Source organism: Rhizobium pantanalense, assembly GCF_030182525.1.
In the GTDB taxonomy this organism is placed as follows: domain Bacteria; phylum Pseudomonadota; class Alphaproteobacteria; order Rhizobiales; family Rhizobiaceae; genus Rhizobium.
This window is the reverse complement of the sequence record NZ_JAQJCH010000006.1, coordinates 40,474-55,822: the sequence shown is the minus strand read 5'-3', so window position 1 is coordinate 55,822 and position 15,349 is coordinate 40,474. Positions and strand designations below refer to the sequence as shown.

17 protein-coding genes are annotated in these 15,349 nt (G+C 60.0%); 10 read left to right on the top strand and 7 right to left on the bottom strand.

What is annotated here, in order from left to right; translation table 11 throughout:
* Nucleotides 1-7: 7 nt before the first annotated feature.
* A complete protein-coding gene (locus PH558_RS16130; RefSeq protein ID WP_285205479.1) occupies nucleotides 8-604 on the top strand; it encodes a histidine phosphatase family protein in 597 nt (198 codons plus the stop codon).
* Between the two features lie 107 nt (nucleotides 605-711).
* Here the strand turns inward: PH558_RS16130 and PH558_RS16125 are convergent, their stop codons facing one another.
* Nucleotides 712-972: a DUF1344 domain-containing protein gene (locus PH558_RS16125; protein WP_015339036.1), complete on the bottom strand. Its 261-nt coding sequence runs from the start codon at nucleotides 970-972 to the stop codon at nucleotides 712-714.
* 389 nt (nucleotides 973-1,361) lie between these two features.
* Between PH558_RS16125 and aroC the strand changes: the two genes are divergently transcribed.
* Both aroC and ribB read left to right on the top strand, forming a co-directional pair.
* Nucleotides 1,362-2,459 (top strand): chorismate synthase, encoded by a 1,098-nt coding sequence (aroC, locus tag PH558_RS16120; RefSeq protein WP_285205477.1) that lies wholly within the window; start codon nucleotides 1,362-1,364, stop codon nucleotides 2,457-2,459.
* Nucleotides 2,460-2,469: 10 nt separating this feature from the next.
* Nucleotides 2,470-3,573 (top strand): 3,4-dihydroxy-2-butanone-4-phosphate synthase, encoded by a 1,104-nt coding sequence (gene ribB, locus PH558_RS16115; protein WP_285205475.1) that lies wholly within the window; start codon nucleotides 2,470-2,472, stop codon nucleotides 3,571-3,573.
* A 118-nt stretch (nucleotides 3,574-3,691) separates the two neighbouring features.
* Here ribB and PH558_RS16110 read toward each other — a convergent pair whose 3' ends face one another.
* From PH558_RS16110 to PH558_RS16100, 3 genes are all read right to left on the bottom strand, one after another.
* Nucleotides 3,692-4,237, bottom strand: a complete 546-nt coding sequence (locus tag PH558_RS16110; RefSeq protein ID WP_285205472.1) for a GNAT family N-acetyltransferase — start codon at nucleotides 4,235-4,237, stop codon at nucleotides 3,692-3,694.
* A gap of 197 nt (nucleotides 4,238-4,434) precedes the next feature.
* Nucleotides 4,435-5,490 (bottom strand): dipeptidase, encoded by a 1,056-nt coding sequence (locus PH558_RS16105; RefSeq protein WP_285205470.1) that lies wholly within the window; start codon nucleotides 5,488-5,490, stop codon nucleotides 4,435-4,437.
* A 76-nt stretch (nucleotides 5,491-5,566) separates the two neighbouring features.
* A complete protein-coding gene (locus PH558_RS16100; RefSeq protein ID WP_285205469.1) occupies nucleotides 5,567-6,757 on the bottom strand; it encodes a winged helix-turn-helix domain-containing protein in 1,191 nt (396 codons plus the stop codon).
* Between the two features lie 106 nt (nucleotides 6,758-6,863).
* Between PH558_RS16100 and PH558_RS16095 the strand changes: the two genes are divergently transcribed.
* From PH558_RS16095 to PH558_RS16085, 3 genes are read left to right on the top strand one after another with little or no spacing between them, the layout of a single operon-like run.
* Entirely contained in the window at nucleotides 6,864-7,541 is a 678-nt protein-coding gene (locus PH558_RS16095; RefSeq protein ID WP_285205466.1) for an energy-coupling factor ABC transporter ATP-binding protein, read from the top strand.
* Nucleotides 7,541-8,143 carry an energy-coupling factor transporter transmembrane component T family protein gene (locus PH558_RS16090; RefSeq protein ID WP_095434140.1) on the top strand — a complete coding sequence of 201 codons (603 nt, stop codon included), beginning with the start codon at nucleotides 7,541-7,543 and terminating at the stop codon, nucleotides 8,141-8,143. The genes PH558_RS16095 and PH558_RS16090 overlap by 1 nt, the downstream gene beginning before the upstream one ends.
* A 28-nt stretch (nucleotides 8,144-8,171) precedes the next feature.
* A complete protein-coding gene (locus tag PH558_RS16085; protein WP_285205464.1) occupies nucleotides 8,172-8,729 on the top strand; it encodes a biotin transporter BioY in 558 nt (185 codons plus the stop codon).
* 58 nt (nucleotides 8,730-8,787) lie between these two features.
* Here PH558_RS16085 and PH558_RS16080 read toward each other — a convergent pair whose 3' ends face one another.
* Nucleotides 8,788-9,189 carry an acyl-CoA thioesterase gene (locus PH558_RS16080; RefSeq protein WP_095434138.1) on the bottom strand — a complete coding sequence of 134 codons (402 nt, stop codon included), beginning with the start codon at nucleotides 9,187-9,189 and terminating at the stop codon, nucleotides 8,788-8,790.
* Nucleotides 9,190-9,356: 167 nt separating this feature from the next.
* Here PH558_RS16080 and PH558_RS16075 point away from each other — a divergent pair, with 167 nt between their 5' ends.
* Complete coding sequence (locus PH558_RS16075; RefSeq protein ID WP_285205462.1) at nucleotides 9,357-10,298, top strand: histone deacetylase family protein; 942 nt, start codon at nucleotides 9,357-9,359, stop codon at nucleotides 10,296-10,298.
* A 2-nt stretch (nucleotides 10,299-10,300) separates the two neighbouring features.
* Nucleotides 10,301-10,552: an exodeoxyribonuclease VII small subunit gene (locus PH558_RS16070; RefSeq protein WP_095434136.1), complete on the top strand. Its 252-nt coding sequence runs from the start codon at nucleotides 10,301-10,303 to the stop codon at nucleotides 10,550-10,552.
* 30 nt (nucleotides 10,553-10,582) lie between these two features.
* Here the strand turns inward: PH558_RS16070 and PH558_RS16065 are convergent, their stop codons facing one another.
* Nucleotides 10,583-11,116, bottom strand: coding sequence for a hypothetical protein (locus PH558_RS16065; protein WP_285205461.1), 534 nt, complete (start codon nucleotides 11,114-11,116; stop codon nucleotides 10,583-10,585).
* A gap of 140 nt (nucleotides 11,117-11,256) precedes the next feature.
* On the opposite strand from PH558_RS16065, the gene PH558_RS16060 reads away from it, so the two are divergent.
* Together PH558_RS16060 and dxs are read left to right on the top strand one after the other, a co-directional pair.
* Complete coding sequence (locus tag PH558_RS16060) at nucleotides 11,257-12,180, top strand: pirin family protein (RefSeq protein ID WP_285205460.1); 924 nt, start codon at nucleotides 11,257-11,259, stop codon at nucleotides 12,178-12,180.
* A gap of 125 nt (nucleotides 12,181-12,305) precedes the next feature.
* Nucleotides 12,306-14,222, top strand: coding sequence for a 1-deoxy-D-xylulose-5-phosphate synthase (gene dxs / locus PH558_RS16055; RefSeq protein WP_285205459.1), 1,917 nt, complete (start codon nucleotides 12,306-12,308; stop codon nucleotides 14,220-14,222).
* 54 nt (nucleotides 14,223-14,276) lie between these two features.
* On the opposite strand, the gene PH558_RS16050 is transcribed toward dxs, so the two are convergent.
* Nucleotides 14,277-15,314, bottom strand: coding sequence for a sensor domain-containing diguanylate cyclase (locus PH558_RS16050; RefSeq protein WP_095434132.1), 1,038 nt, complete (start codon nucleotides 15,312-15,314; stop codon nucleotides 14,277-14,279).
* Nucleotides 15,315-15,349 lie beyond the last annotated feature (35 nt).

Genomic DNA, 15,349 nt, shown 5'->3' with positions numbered 1-15,349 from the left:
GCTGACCGTGTCGCCCATCCTCTATGTGATACGCCACGGTCAGACCGACTGGAATGCCGAGCGGCGCCTGCAGGGGCAGAAAGACATCGATCTCAACGCCATTGGCCGCGAACAGGCGCGGCAGAACGGCATCGATCTCGCCGAAATCCTTGCCTTCGAAAACCGGCCCTTCGATTTCGTCGCAAGCCCCTTGCGGCGCACCCGCGAAACCATGGAAATCGTTCGGCAGGCCATGGGGCTGCCGCCCAAGAACTACAGCACCGACGACAGGTTGGTCGAAGTGTCCTTCGGGGCTTGGGAAGGCTTTACTCTCAAGGAATTGAAGGCGACGGAGCCCGACCGTCTTGCCGAGCGCAAGGCGAACAAATGGGACTTCATCCCGCCCGGTGAAGACGCCGAAAGCTATGAAATCCTCTCCTGGCGTGTGAGCTCATGGCTGGCATCCGTCGACCGTCCAACGGTTTGCGTCACGCATGGCGGCGTCATCCGTACGCTGTTCCGTCTGATCGGCGATGTCGAAAAAGAAGAGGCGGCGGAAATCCCGATCCATCAGGACCAGATCCTGAAGGTTGATCCGGAAATGAAGATTATCGGCTGGATGTGACGCGCGTCCGGATGAGACCGAGGATCGTCGCCTCGCACAACTGCTTAAAACCGATCAATCGAAAGTTCTAGGTTCCCCACCGCGTAAGTGCCTGGCGAAGCCGGGGTTTATTGGACAATATCAAGATCGTTGACGACGCGCTTGCCGTCCACTTCCGTGTAGAAGACGACGACCTTCACACCGGCCTGCAGGCCGCTGAAATCGAAATCCTCGGGCACTTGGTAGCTCTTGCCATCATCCAGCGTGATGTTGAAGTTCTTCGCGTCGACCTTCTTGATGACGGCCTCGACATCTGCGCTCTCAGCAAAACCAGCAACAGGAGCAAGCAGGCTTGCCGTGGCCAAAAGCGTCGCTACAAAGAAGCGCATCGTCGTCACCCTTCAGGTAAATTGATTATGATTTCTTATGCAGCTAGAAAACACGTCGAATATGGCGGAAGTTGCCCGCAATAGTGGCTTCGCTCGCCCAATTGGTGAATGCTTCGTCACAATCCACAGCCTGGGTTAATCTTTATTTACCACTCGGCATGCGCAAGAAAAGGAAGACGCGGCGGCAATTTCTGCGCGGCTGAAAGAAAGATCTTGTCTTGCCGACTTCTGGGGCCGCCGATAATCGAAGCCCAGCCGGTCTCAATCATGAGCATGAGGTCGTCCGAAAACCGCTTACACTTTTCGGCATCATGCTCTATGAGTGGGCCGCAATTGCAAGTGACAAGACGCGACCTGCCCGTCAGGCTGCGCTAATCCGGTCGTTTTACATGTCGCATAATACATTCGGTCACCTCTTCCGCGTCACCACCTGGGGCGAAAGCCACGGTCCGGCGCTCGGCTGCGTCGTCGACGGCTGCCCTCCGGGCCTCCGTTTCAAGCTACAGGACATTCAGACCTGGCTCGATAAGCGCAAACCGGGGCAATCGCGTTTTGTGACGCAGCGGCGCGAGGACGATCTCGTCAAGGTTCTGTCCGGCGTCATGATGGACGAGGATGGCGAGACGATGATCTCGACCGGGACGCCGATCTCGATGCTGATCGAGAATACCGACCAGCGCTCGAAGGATTATGGCGAAATCGCACGACGTTATCGTCCCGGCCATGCCGACTATACCTATGACGTCAAATACGGCATTCGCGACTACCGCGGCGGCGGTCGCTCCTCGGCCCGCGAAACCGCGGCGCGCGTCGCAGCCGGCGGCATCGCCCGCCTCGTCGTGCCCGGCGTGACCATCCGCGGCGCGCTGGTGCAGATCGGCAAGCACAAGATCAACCGCGCCAACTGGGATTGGGCTCAGGTCGATCAGAATCCATTCTTCGCTCCCGATCCGGAAATCGTGCCGGTGTGGGAAGAGTATCTCGACGGCATCCGCAAGGCCGGCTCCTCGATCGGTGCCGTGGTGGAAGTCGTGGCGGAAGGCGTCCCGGCCGGGCTTGGCGCACCGATCTACGGCAAGCTCGATCAGGACATCGCCTCGCTGCTGATGTCGATCAATGCCGTCAAGGGTGTCGAAATCGGCGAAGGTTTCGCATCCGCCGAACTGACAGGCGAGGAAAATGCCGACGCGATGCGCATGGGCAACGACGGCAAGCGGATCTTCCTGTCCAATCATGCCGGCGGCATCCTGGGCGGCATTTCCACAGGCGAGCCCATCGTCACGCGCTTTGCCATCAAGCCGACCTCCTCGATCCTGACGGAACGCCAGTCTATCGATGCCGATGGCAATAATGTCGATGTTCGCACCAAGGGCCGCCACGATCCTTGCGTCGGCATTCGCGCCGTTCCGATCGGTGAGGCGATGGTCGCTTGCGCCGTTGCCGATCATTATCTGAGGGATCGCGGCCAAACGGGCCAGCAGAGGTAGGGACTTCGAGATGTCTTACGACCAGAAGCGTGTTGTCGATGCCATCCGGGCGTTCGAAGCTGGAGAGATCGTCGTCGTCATGGACGATAACGACCGCGAGAACGAAGGCGATCTGATCGTTGCCGCCGTTCACTGCACGCCGGAAAAGATGGCCTTTATCGTCCGGCACACTTCCGGCATCGTCTGCACGCCAATGCCGCGCGAGGAAGCCAAGCGCCTCAATCTCAATGCCATGGTCGCGGAAAATGATTCCGCCCATACGACGGCCTTCACCGTTTCCGTCGATTTCAAGCATGGCACCACAACAGGCATTTCCGCCGACGACCGGACCCTGACGGTTCGAAACCTCGCCAATCCGAATGTCGGCCCCACCGATTTCGTCCGTCCCGGCCATATCTTCCCGCTGGTTGCGCGCGAAGGCGGCGTGCTGATGCGTTCGGGCCATACCGAAGCCGCGGTCGACCTCTGCAAGCTTGCCGGCCTGCCGCCGATCGGCGTCATCAGCGAGCTCGTCAATGATGACGGCACGGTGACGCGCGGCCAGCAAGTGGTGGAATTTGCTGAGCAGAACGGCCTGAAACTCCTTTCCGTTGCCGACCTTATCGCCTATCGCCAGCGCAAGGAAACCCTGATCGAGCTCGGCACCAGCTTCGACATCGAAACACCTTTCGGCAAGGCGCGCGCCCATACCTATTCCCTGCCCTGGGATCCGATGCAGCATCTTGCCGTCGTCTTCGGCGACATTCGCGACGGCGTCGATATTCCGGTCCGGCTGCATCCGGAAAGTGTCGCCGAGGATCTGTTCGGCAAGCGCCGTCCGGTCGATTTCTACATGAAGAAGATCTCCGAAGAAGGCCGAGGCGTCATCGTCTATCTGCGTGAAGGTTCCGTCGGTGTGGGTCATTTCGACAATGGCCGCAAGGCGCGCCAAGCCGAACGCGAGAGCCATGCCGAGGCGCAGGCGCGAGACAGCGAATGGCTGGAAATCGGCCTCGGCGCGCAGATCCTGAAGGATCTCGGTGTCAGCTCGATCAAGCTGCTCACCAGCCGCGAACGGCACTATGTCGGCCTCGAAGGTTTTGGCATCAAAATCGCCACAACGGAAATCTGCTGATTCCACCCTCCCCTTGAGGGGGAGAGTCGGAGCAAAGCTCCGGGGTGGAGTGATCGCGTCGATCTCCGCAACCAAACAATTGTCACCCCCACCCGCCGCTGCGCGGCGACCTTCGCCCTCAAGGGGGAGGTGATGAAAACTCGCGATCCAGCAGGCCCATCATGATGTCGTCGTGCCAGCGGCCATTGACGTAAGCGGTCTCCCGCTCCCTTCCTTCGACGATGAAGCCGCATTTTTCATAGGCGCGGATGGCGCGCTTGTTGTAGGCGAGCACGCGTATTCCGATGCGATGCAGTCTCATCTCGCCGAAGGCATGATCTAGCAGAAGCGTGATCGCTTCCGTGCCAAAGCCTTTGCCAAGCAAGGCGGGATTATAGATCCCGATTGCCATCGTCGCGCGCCGGTCCTGGTGATTGACGTTATCCAATCTGATCACGCCGGCAAAGGCGCCCCTGATCTCGATAACCCATGCGTGAGGATGATCGGCAATACCCTGAACCCACAGCGCCGCACCCTCCCGAGTGATGGGCTTGATGTCCTCCTTGTTGACGCCATACATCTCCACGATCTCGGCATTCGTGCCCAGAGCGAAGCGCACATCAGCGTCGTCGGCACATGGCGGGCGGAGCCTGACATTGCTGCCCTCGAGAATTGGTGACGACAATGAATCCTCCCTTTTGATGGGCGCCTGTGCCTATACGGCGCCCTAAGCCACGACGGAAATCTGCCGATCCCCACCCTCCCCTTGAGGGGGAGGGTCGGAGCGAAGCTCCGGGGTGGGGTGATGTTTCCCCACACTCAAGATCACCCCCACCCGCCGCTACCCGGCGACCTCCCCCCAAGGGGGAGGTGACAAAATTGTTATCGACCCACCCACGTTACGCCAAATACGCGGAGCCAATTGTCATAGGCGAATTTTCGCAGGGTTAGTTCATCGAATCCGCTTTGGCGCATGGCATCCATGAGGCGCGGCAAGCCGCTTGCATCTCCGATCTCGCGAGGCATGACGGCACCATCGAAATCCGATCCGAGAGCGATCTCATCCGCGCCGACGCGAGTGATGAGGTAATCGATCTGGCGAATAACGGCGTCGAGCGGGGTGTCCTCGTCAAGATTGGCATCCGCGCGGATATCGTTGACGGCCAAATTCAGCCCAACGACCCCGCCGGTGTCGCGGATCGCGTCCAATTGCCGATCGGTCAGGTTTCGGGTCGATGGACATATGGCATGGGCGCAGGCGTGGGTGGCCACGAGCGGAGCGGTGCTCAATGCGGCGACATCCCAAAACCCGCACTCGTTCAGATGGGAAATATCGATCATGATGCCGAGTTCATTGCATCTTCTGACCAGATCCTTGCCCAAATCCGTCAGCCCAGGCCCCGTGTCGGGTGATCGCGGATAAGCGAACGGAACGCCATAGCCAAAGACGTTCGGGCGGCTCCACACGATGCCCAGGGATCTAAGGCCGGCATCGTAAAGGCTATCCAGATAGCCGAGATCGGGGCCGATGGCGTCGGCGCCTTCCATATGGAGCACGATGGCAAAGGCGCCGTCATATCGTGCCGCCTCGATCTCGCTGACGCTCGTTGCAAGACGTATTTTAGCGCCCGAGCGCCCGATCAGCTTCTTTATGGCCGAAAGCTGTCCGTCGATCTGCAGCCGTGCATAGTCCGGATGCACCGCGTCGGCATAGCGAACTTCGTAGCCATTGTGGGTGATCGTGAGATCATCCACCGGCTCGTGCTCCGGCGAGGCATACATAGCAAACAATCCGCCGGCCAAGCCTCCTTCGAGTGCTCTTGGAAGATCGAGATGTCCGGCCTCGGACCGCGCCAGAAAATCGCGGCCGTCGGCCTTATAGTCCAACATGAACTGGACCGCATCATTATGCCCATCGAAAATCCGGATAGTGTCCATGCGACCGCAGTCCCAAAAAATCAACAGCCGTTCCCCGGACGCCGCTCACCACCATCTCTCGAAAGGCAACAGGCGGTCATCCTCGCCAGCCGTCGAGAAACACGACCTTCTCGACGCCGGTGAAACGGGCAATACGCTCCAGTTCCGCTTCCAGCTTCTCCAGTCGGCCGGCGGATGCCTTGACGCCTGGTTCTAGCCACAGGCGCTTGACGTCGAGAGTGCCGGCCTTACGATCGGCCTTCATATCGATCCGGCCGATCAGACGGTCTCCTTCCAAGAGCGGAAAGACATAATAGCCGTATTCGCGCTTCGGCTCCGGCACGAAAATCTCGATACGATAGAAGAAGCCGAAGAGGCGTTCGGTGCGATTGCGATCGCGCAGCGTCGGATCGAAGGGGCTAAGCACGCGGATGCGGGCCGGCGCTTCGGCATGGCTGTCGAGCGTGTCATGGAAATCTTGGAATGCGAAGGAAGGACGAGGCTTGCCGCCGCCGGCGGGCTCGATCAGCACTTCGGTCAACTCGTCACGATGCGTCTCGATCCAGCTTTTGGCTTCCTGCGGCGTGACCAGATCCCAGAAGGCGGCGATTTCGCCTGAGGTCGCAAAACCGAGGCGCTGCAGCGCGCTGCGGCAGGCCCAGTCGACGAATTCATCGTGCTCCACTTCCGGCTCATGGAAATGAGCCGGAAGCACACGCTCCACGAGGTCGTAGACCTTCTGGAAATTGGTACGGCCGGCGATCGCGAACTTGCCGGTGCGCCAGAAATATTCGAGCGCCGTCTTGTTGGGGTGCCAATTCCACCAGCCACCGGAGACATGATCCTCCGCCTTGACCTCGCGGGCGGTGATCGCGCCGTTCTTCAGCACGCGCTCGTAGGTTTCCTCGAAAGCCGCCTCGAACCCCTCGCCGCGCCATTTCCGCCAGCGCTCGATGATCGCCACTTCCTCGCGGCGAAAACGGTGCTTCCAATAGACGAAGAAAGCGCTCGGTAGAATAGAGGCGTCGTGCGTCCAGTTCTCGAAGAGCGCGCCGTCCTTTTCCAGAAGTTCCGTCAGATGCTCGCGCCGATAGGTCTGGTTGCGCGAAAACAGGATCTGGTGATGGGCACGCTCGACGGTGCCTATGCTATCGACCTGCACGAAGCCGATGTCGTGGATGAGCTGCAGCAGCCCCGCCTTGGTCAAGGCGCGGTTCGGCGGATTGGCAAGCCCCTGCTTGGCAAGGAACACGCGGCGAGCGTCACGATTCGAGAGCAGATTCGTCATTGCGCGATCATAGGCATAAATTCCCATGCTTTCAAAGAGGCGTCGATTTGATAATTCGATGCAATGCGCTATAGCTCCGCGATCAACTACCGAACAGGGAAGCCGCTTGGACATCCGCTTCGAAAACGCTGGCGTCAATTATGGCAAGCGCACTGCGCTGTTTCCTCTGAATCTCACGCTTCAGGAGCGCCGCATCGGGGTGATCGGCCTCAATGGCTCCGGCAAGACGACCTTCGCGCGGCTGATCAACGGGCTCGTCAAGCCGACGACGGGACGCGTCGCGGTCGACGGGCTCGATACGGTCGGAGATGCCGCCAAGGTTCTGGGCAAGGTTGGCTATATCTTCCAGTCCCCGCAAAACCAGATCATCCTGCCCATCGTGCGCGACGACATCGCCTTCGGCCTCAAGGCGCGCGGATATGACAAGGCGCAGATCGATGCGGCGGTCGAGGGCATTCTTTCCCGCTTCGGCGTCGGTCATCTCGGCGCGCGGCGGGCACATGAGCTCTCCGGGGGCGAATTGCAGATGGCTGCCCTTTGCTCGGTGCTCGTGACTGGCCCGGATATCCTCATTCTGGACGAGCCGACGAACCAGCTCGACCTTAGGAACCGGGCGCTGGTGCAGAAGACCATGATGGGGCTGCCGGAAAGCGTCATCGTCATCAGCCACGACCTGCCCCTGCTCGAGGGTTTCGAGCGGGTGCTTTTGTTCGATCAAGGCCGGCTCGTCGTCGACGCTTCGGCAGAGGAAGCGATCACTCGCTACCGGGAGATGGCGGGCTGATGCAGACGCTGCATGTCGATGTCGATACTTGGCTCCACCGGCTTTCGCCGCGCGTGAAGCTGCTGGCTCTGACCGCATTTGGCATATTGCTTTTTCTGACTCAGTCCATCGCGCTGCTTGCCTGTGCAAATCTTGTCGGCGCCGGCTTCTATTTCCGCAGCGGCCTACCAATCCGAGACGCATTGAAGCGGCTGCGACCGATCCTGATCTCGATTGCCGTGCTCGCCGTTTTTGCAGCGCTGGTCGGCCCGCTGCACGCGGCGATCGTCACGGCGCTCAGACTGACGGCGCTGGCGCTATTCGCCGCCACGGTGACGGCCACGACCTCGATGGCCGCCTTTATCGATGAAATCACCGTGCTTGCCATGCCGCTCGAAAAGATCGGCTTGCTCAAGGCCGCCGATATCGGACTTGCGATCGGCCTCGTCATTCGTTTCGTCCCCGAGATCCTTGATCGTTACCATGCGATCCGCGAAGCGCATCAGGCGCGCGGGATCAAGGTTCGCCTGGCAACCACGCTCGCGCCGCTCATCATCCTGACGTTGCGCGATGCGGACAATATTGCGGCGGCGATTGACGCGCGCGGCATTCGGCGTCAATGAACATAGATCTTTTTCGGAAGGAGCCGCCATGAACACCCGCGATCTCGTCCTCTCGGCGCTATTTGCCGCCATCATCGTGGCGCTCGGCCTCTTGCCGCCAATCCCCATCGGCATCATTCCGGTTCCGATCACGGCGCAGTCACTCGGCGTCATGCTTGCCGGCGTCGTCCTAGGCGCCAAGCGCGGGACGATCGCGGTGCTGCTGGTGGTGGTGCTTGTTTCGATCGGCCTGCCGGTCCTTTCCGGCGGACGCGGCGGCCTTGCCGTCTTTGCAGGCCCGACGGCCGGCTTCTTCGTCGGCTGGATGTTCGCAGCCTTCATCACCGGCTACCTCTCCGAACGACTGGTCAAGCCGGAACAGAGCAGCCTGGTTCAGGGTGTCGGCTTCTTCATCGCTGCTGTTATCGGTGGGGTGGTGGTGCTCTACGCGTTCGGCATTGCCTGGCTCGCCATCAATATCGGCTTCAGCAAGGCGTTTATCGGGTCCCTGGGCTTCGTGCCGGGCGATATCATCAAGGCTGTGGTCGCGGCCCTGGTGGGCCGCGCCGTCATGGTCGGCTACCCGCTTCTGCCACAGCGGAGCTGATTACATCGCGCAAAATGTGCGACGGTTTTGCGGGCAGCGATGGGGAGCTTAGCCTGGCTCACGCCAGATATTTGTAGAGCCAGTCGCGCGTGTCTTCCGGCAGCGGCACCGGGTCATGCTCATCGCCGCGCACCGCGAGCCAGAGGATTTCCACCTCCGCTGCCAGCTCGTTGCCAGTTTCGACGGCCACGACGAAACCGATCGACTTGCCGCCAATCTTGTTGACGCTGATCGAGTAACGGGCAAGGTCGTCATAGTGCAAGGCGCGGTGCAGCGAGCATGATGCCTTCTTGGCAATATAGACGGGCTCGTCGTCGACCAGCGGCCGCGTGCGCCAAAAGTTGGAGAGCGCGGTCTCGGCCTGCGAGATGTAGGAGGCGATAAACATCTGGCCGTGCCGGTCGACATCACGCGGCGGCACCCTTACCTCGATGACATCGGATCGTTCTACTCTCGCCATGACGCAACAACCCTGGCCGACGCCGTACTGACCTTAATGAAAGCTTAACACCGCGCCTCGATAAGTAAACGGCGCCACTCCAAAGTGGTTAAGATGAATTGTTGACATTGTAGTGACATTGTCCATGTCCTGTAATAGGCGTCACACCTCATTTATAGATTGGCCCCATGAGCACACGTCTTTACGAACATCCGATCTTTCTTGAACACATCGTTCCACCTGGCCATCCGGAGCGACCGGACCGGCTTCGCTCGCTGAACATTGCGCTGGAGCATCCGAATTTCGAGAGGCTGGACCGGCGAAAGGCGCCGCCCGCGCATGAGGATGCGATCCTGCTTGCGCATCCCGAGGAGCATCTGGATTTCGTGCTGCGCTCGATGCCGGACAGAGGCGACGAGGGCGAGATCAGCCAGATCGAGGCGGATACCTATGCCAGCCCGAAGACGCTGCAGGCGATCATGCATGGCGTCGGCGGCGCCATGGCGGCAGTCGACGACGTCTTCTCCGGTGCGGCCGACAATGTCTTCGTCGCAGCCCGGCCGCCCGGTCATCATGCCGAGAAGACCAAGGCCATGGGCTTCTGCTTCTTCAACAATGCCGCGATCGCCGCCCGCCATGCGCAAAAGGCCCACGGCGCCGAGCGCGTCGCCATCGTCGATTGGGACGTGCACCACGGCAATGGCACGCAGGATATCTTCTGGGATGACCCATCCGTGCTCTTCTGTTCCACCCACCAGATGCCACTCTATCCAGGCACCGGCAAGAAGGAGGAGCGCGGCGCGCGCAACACCATCGTCAATGCGCCGCTGTCGCCCAATACCGGCGGCGATCATTTCCGCGAGGCCTTCAAATCCCGTGTTCTGCCGGCGCTGCACGACTTTCGCCCCGACCTCATCATCATCTCGGCCGGGTTCGACGCCCATCATCGCGATCCCCTGGCGCAACTGAACCTGACCGGCGAGGATTTCGACTGGGCGACGGGGCGGCTGCTCGAGGTTGCCGACCGCAGCGCCAAGAACCGGGTCGTCAGCCTGCTCGAAGGCGGCTATGATCTGGAAGGTCTCGCCGAGTCGGCGGGGATGCATATTCTACGCATGATGAAAGGTTGACGATGAGCGAGAGCGCCAAGGCAGATGTATCAGGCTATTCCTTCGAGAAGGCCGTGGCAGAGCTTGAAAGCATCGTTGCCCGGCTTGAGCGCGGCGATGTAGCACTTGATGAATCCATTTCGATCTATGAGCGTGGCGAAGCGCTGAAGAAACATTGCGAGGCGCTGCTCTCGGCTGCGGAAAACCGCATCGAGAAGATCAGGCTCGACCGTGCCGGCAAGCCGCAGGGCACGGAAGCGCTTGATGGCGCGTGAGGCTGGCGGCTGGCTGAAGAATAGGTAAGATCACAACGGCGAGCCGAACATATTGTAGCCCTTGTAGTTAAGTATGAATGCAAAATTGATGGTCTTCCAATTTTCAACTGTCGTGTAGGAGACGCTGTTTTCCCGAAGCCGGCTGGCTAGCGGGTATTTTGTGTGAATCACCGCTGCGAATTGATCTTCGATGGTCTTGTCGTCGGCCATACCGGGATGACGACGGTCCTGGACAGTGCACAATCCCTTTGGATTGATACCCACGATGAGGGACCCATCATCCGTAGAGCCTTCGGAATAGGTATATTTTCCAGACAACAAGCTCGACTTTTGCTTGGTTTCGAACTTCTTTATGCCGTATCGCGCCGCTGCGGCGTAGCTTTCGGCATAGGGTGCCTTGTAGGCGAAGCAGATATCGCGAAATGCGGCGACACCGCGATCCATTGCGACTGGACCTGCCGGCTTTGCAGCGGTCGCAGCAGACTTATCGCTCGTCGTGCTGCATCCCATCAACGTCGTTCCCAACAGAACGGCGATCAACGTTTTATTTCTCGTGCTGTCCATGCGTACGGCCCTCAAATAGATTCCTCGAGCCAATCGCACAGGTTGAGAGATGAGACAACCTACACGCACATCTCATACAGGAAATTTGAGTTTCCCGACCTTTCTCGCTAGGTTGAGCCTCAACCGAAAGGAGAGCCTTCATGTCCTTCTTCCCAGGCAACGATCCCCAAGCCGGCGATGCCTTCGCCTGCGATGTCATCGAGAACCTTATCATTCCGCGCACCAGCGACCTTGGCGGCTTCTCCGTGCGGCGCGCGCTTCCAAGCAGCCGGCGCCGGCTGGTGGGGCCGTTCATCTTCTTCGACCGCATGGGACCTGCGATTTTACGGCCGGGCCAGGCGCTCGATGTGCGCCCGCATCCGCATATCGGCCTTTCCACCGTCACCTATTTGTTCGATGGCGAGATCCGCCATATGGACAGCCTCGGCACGGCCAAGGTGATCCGCCCCGGCGACGTCAACCTGATGACGGCCGGGCGCGGTATCGTGCATTCCGAGCGCACGCCGGAAAACCTGCGCGACCATCCATTCGCCATGTCCGGCCTGCAGACTTGGCTGGCGCTGCCCGACGACAAGGAGGACATCGATCCCTCCTTCGCCCATACGGAAAAGGATGACCTACCAACGATTGCCGACGGCGGCGTGACCGGACGCGTTGTCATCGGTGAATTCGAGGGCCTGAAATCGTCAGTGAAATCCTTCTCAGACACGCTCTACGTCGATCTTCAGCTCCAGCCCAATACGACGTTTCCTTTTGGAGCAGCACACGAGGAACGGGCGGTCTATATTCTCTCCGGTTCGCTCGTTGTCGCCGGCGACCGTTTCGAACAGGATCAACTCCTCGTCTTCCGTCCTGGCGATGCGATAACGCTGGAGGCTGGCGAAAAAGGCTGTCATCTCATGCTTTTTGGCGGTGCAGCGCTCAATTCGAAGCGCTATATCTGGTGGAATTTCGTCTCGTCCTCAAAGGAGCGCATCGAAAAGGCCAAGGAAGAATGGCGCACGGGCCGCTTCGATATCGTGCCGGGTGACGAGGAAGAGTTCATTCCCCTGCCGGAGGGCTAACGGGTTCATAACACTCCCACATGTTTCTTGTTCGGGAGCACCTTGAATTCGGCGTCTTTTGTCGCAATCTGTTTTGACGTAAAGGCGGACAACCGCCCAAGAATAGCAAGAAAGAGGCATCAGCCTTGACACAAATGCCACAGACGCCCCTGCTGGACCGGGTCCAATATCCTTCCGACCTGCGAAAGCTGGAGGACCGGGAATTGCCGCAGCTCGCCCGCGAAGTTCGCGACGAGATGATCGATGCGGTATCGCGTACCGGCGGACATCTCGGCGCCGGCCTCGGTGTTGTCGAACTGACCATCGCGATCCACAGCGTCTTCAATACGCCGAACGATCGTCTGATCTTCGATGTCGGGCATCAGTGTTATCCGCACAAGATCCTGACCGGTCGTCGCGACCGCATCCGCACGCTGCGGCAGGAAGGCGGTCTTTCCGGCTTCACACGTCGGGCCGAAAGCGAATACGATCCGTTCGGCGCCGCGCATTCCTCGACCTCCATTTCCGCCGGTCTCGGCATGGCTGTTGCCGCCGAGCTCGAAAACACCGACCGCCGTGTGATCGCCGTCATCGGCGACGGTGCCATGTCGGCCGGCATGGCCTATGAGGCGCTGAACAATGCCGGAGCGCTGGACGCGCGGCTGATCGTCATCCTCAATGACAACGACATGTCGATTGCCCCGCCGACCGGCGCCATGAGTGCCTATCTCGCCCGTCTTGCCTCCGGCCGGACCTATATGGGCTTCCGGGATTTTGGTAAGAAACTAACCGCCTATCTCGGCAAGAAGGTCGATCGCGCCATCACGCGGGCAGTCGAACATGCACGGGGGTATGTGACCGGCGGCACCATGTTCGAGGAGATGGGCTTCTACCATATCGGTCCAATCGACGGCCATTCCTTCGAGCATCTGCTGCCCGTGCTGCGCAACGTGCGCGACAATGCCCAGGGACCGGTGCTGATCCATGTCGTGACGCAGAAAGGCAAGGGCTATCCCCCGGCCGAAGCGGCTGCCGACAAATATCATGGCGTCAACAAATTCGACGTCATCACCGGCGCTCAGACGAAGGTGAAGCCGAATGCGCCGAGCTACACAAGCGTCTTTGCGGACGCTTTAGTGCAGGAGGCGACCCTCGACGACAAAATCGTCGGTATCACCGCCGCCATGCCGAACGGCACCGGCCTCGACAAGCTGCAGGAGTTCTTCCCCAAGCGCTGTTTCGATGTCGGCATTGCCGAGCAGCATGCCGTGACTTTCGCTGCCGGCCTTGCCGCCGAAGGCTACAAGCCCTTTGCCGCCCTTTATTCCACCTTCCTGCAGCGTGCCTACGACCAGGTGGTGCATGATGTGGCCATTCAAGGGTTGCCGGTCCGTTTCCCGATCGACCGCGCCGGCTTCGTCGGCGCCGATGGCCCGACGCATGCGGGCTCCTTCGATACTGCTTTCCTCGCGACCCTGCCGGGCTTCGTCGTCATGGCCGCGGCAGATGAGGCAGAGCTGAAGCATATGGTGCGCACCGCTGCCGCCTATGATCTCGGTCCGATCTCCTTCCGCTATCCGCGCGGTGAAGGCGTCGGCGTCGATCTGCCGGAACGCGGCCAGATCCTTGAAATCGGTAAGGGTCGCGTCATCAAGCAGGGCACGAAAGTCGCCCTCCTCTCCTTCGGTACGCGTCTGGCCGACAGTCTTGCCGCCGCCGAGGATCTCGATGCCGCCGGTCTTTCGACGACGGTCGCGGACGCACGCTTTGCCAAGCCGCTCGATCGCGATCTCATCCGCCAGCTCGCCGCCCACCACGAGATCCTCATCACCATCGAGGAAGGTTCGGTCGGTGGCTTTGGCAGCCAGGTCATGCAGTTCCTTGCCAATGAAGGCCTGCTCGACAGCGGCCTGAAAATCCGCTCGCTGGTCATGCCCGATATCTGGATGGAACAGGCCAAGCCTGAGGCCATGAATGCCATGGCGGGCCTTGATCGCGCCGGCATCGTGCAGACGGTATTCCAGGCACTCGGCCGCGGCCGGATTGTCGAAGCAGCCGGATGACTCGCAAAAATCAGGCAGCCCTACGGCTGCCTGATACCACCAGGTCCGAGCACGTCAGGCTTCGAGTGCGTTGAAGACCGCTACGCGGTCTCGGCCTGCTGCCTTGGCCTGATAGAGCGCAGAGTCGACATTCTTCAACAGCGGGATACGCGTCGCGCCATCATGCGGCGCCAGCGCGGCGCCGATGCTGAGCCTTGCGAAAATCGACACGCCATCCACAGCAAAAGGGGCTCTGAAGGCTGCAAGCAGCCGTTCTGACAGGGACACGAGTGCATTCTTGTCAGGCGAGTCCGGGACGAATATCGCAAATTCGTCACCCCCCATGCGCACGACGATGTCGTCCGCGCGCAGGACCGAACGGATACGCACGGATGCCTCGCACAGAACTTCGTCGCCGACATTGTGACCGAAACGGTCATTGATCGATTTGAAGCCATCCATGTCGAGATAGAGGACGCCGAAATTGCTGCCTGTCGCTACCGCCGTACTCAACGCGCCATCAACAACAGCTTCCAGCGCCGACCGATTGAAGAAACGGGTCAGCGGATCGGTCATGGCCGCTGCGCGCAGATCATTCTCGGCTATTCCCATCAGCAAGTTCGTTTTCTGCAGACGTAGAAGCGCGCTTGCGATCTGGGCAAAGTGTCTCAGACTTTGCTCCTCACTCGAGGAAAACTGCCTCGGCCTCTGATCGAGGATGCAGAAGGCGCCTACCGGCAAACCGTTCTCCAGTCGCACCGGAGCGCCTGCATAAAAGCGGAAATAGGGATCATCGAGAACAAAGGGGGCAGCCTTCAGCTCCGGTTCTTCCATGAGATCCGGAAGGACCAACAGTTCGTCATCGAACACCACCCGTGTGCAGATCGACATATCGCGTGAGCATTCGGCGATCTTCAGTCCCGCCTGCCCTGCTATGCGCTGCCAGTCCTCATCGATAATGTTGATTGCCGCATAGGGCGTCTCGAACACGCCTCTAGCGAGTTCCGCAAGGGTCGCGAGCTCCGGAGTCGGACCGCTGTGAATCGCATTCAGGGAGCGTACGGCCAAAAGTCTCTGTGTTTCATTGGCCGGAACTCGGACGAGCTGTCCCATTCGAATCTCCCTCAGCATCATCATGCGTACTATAA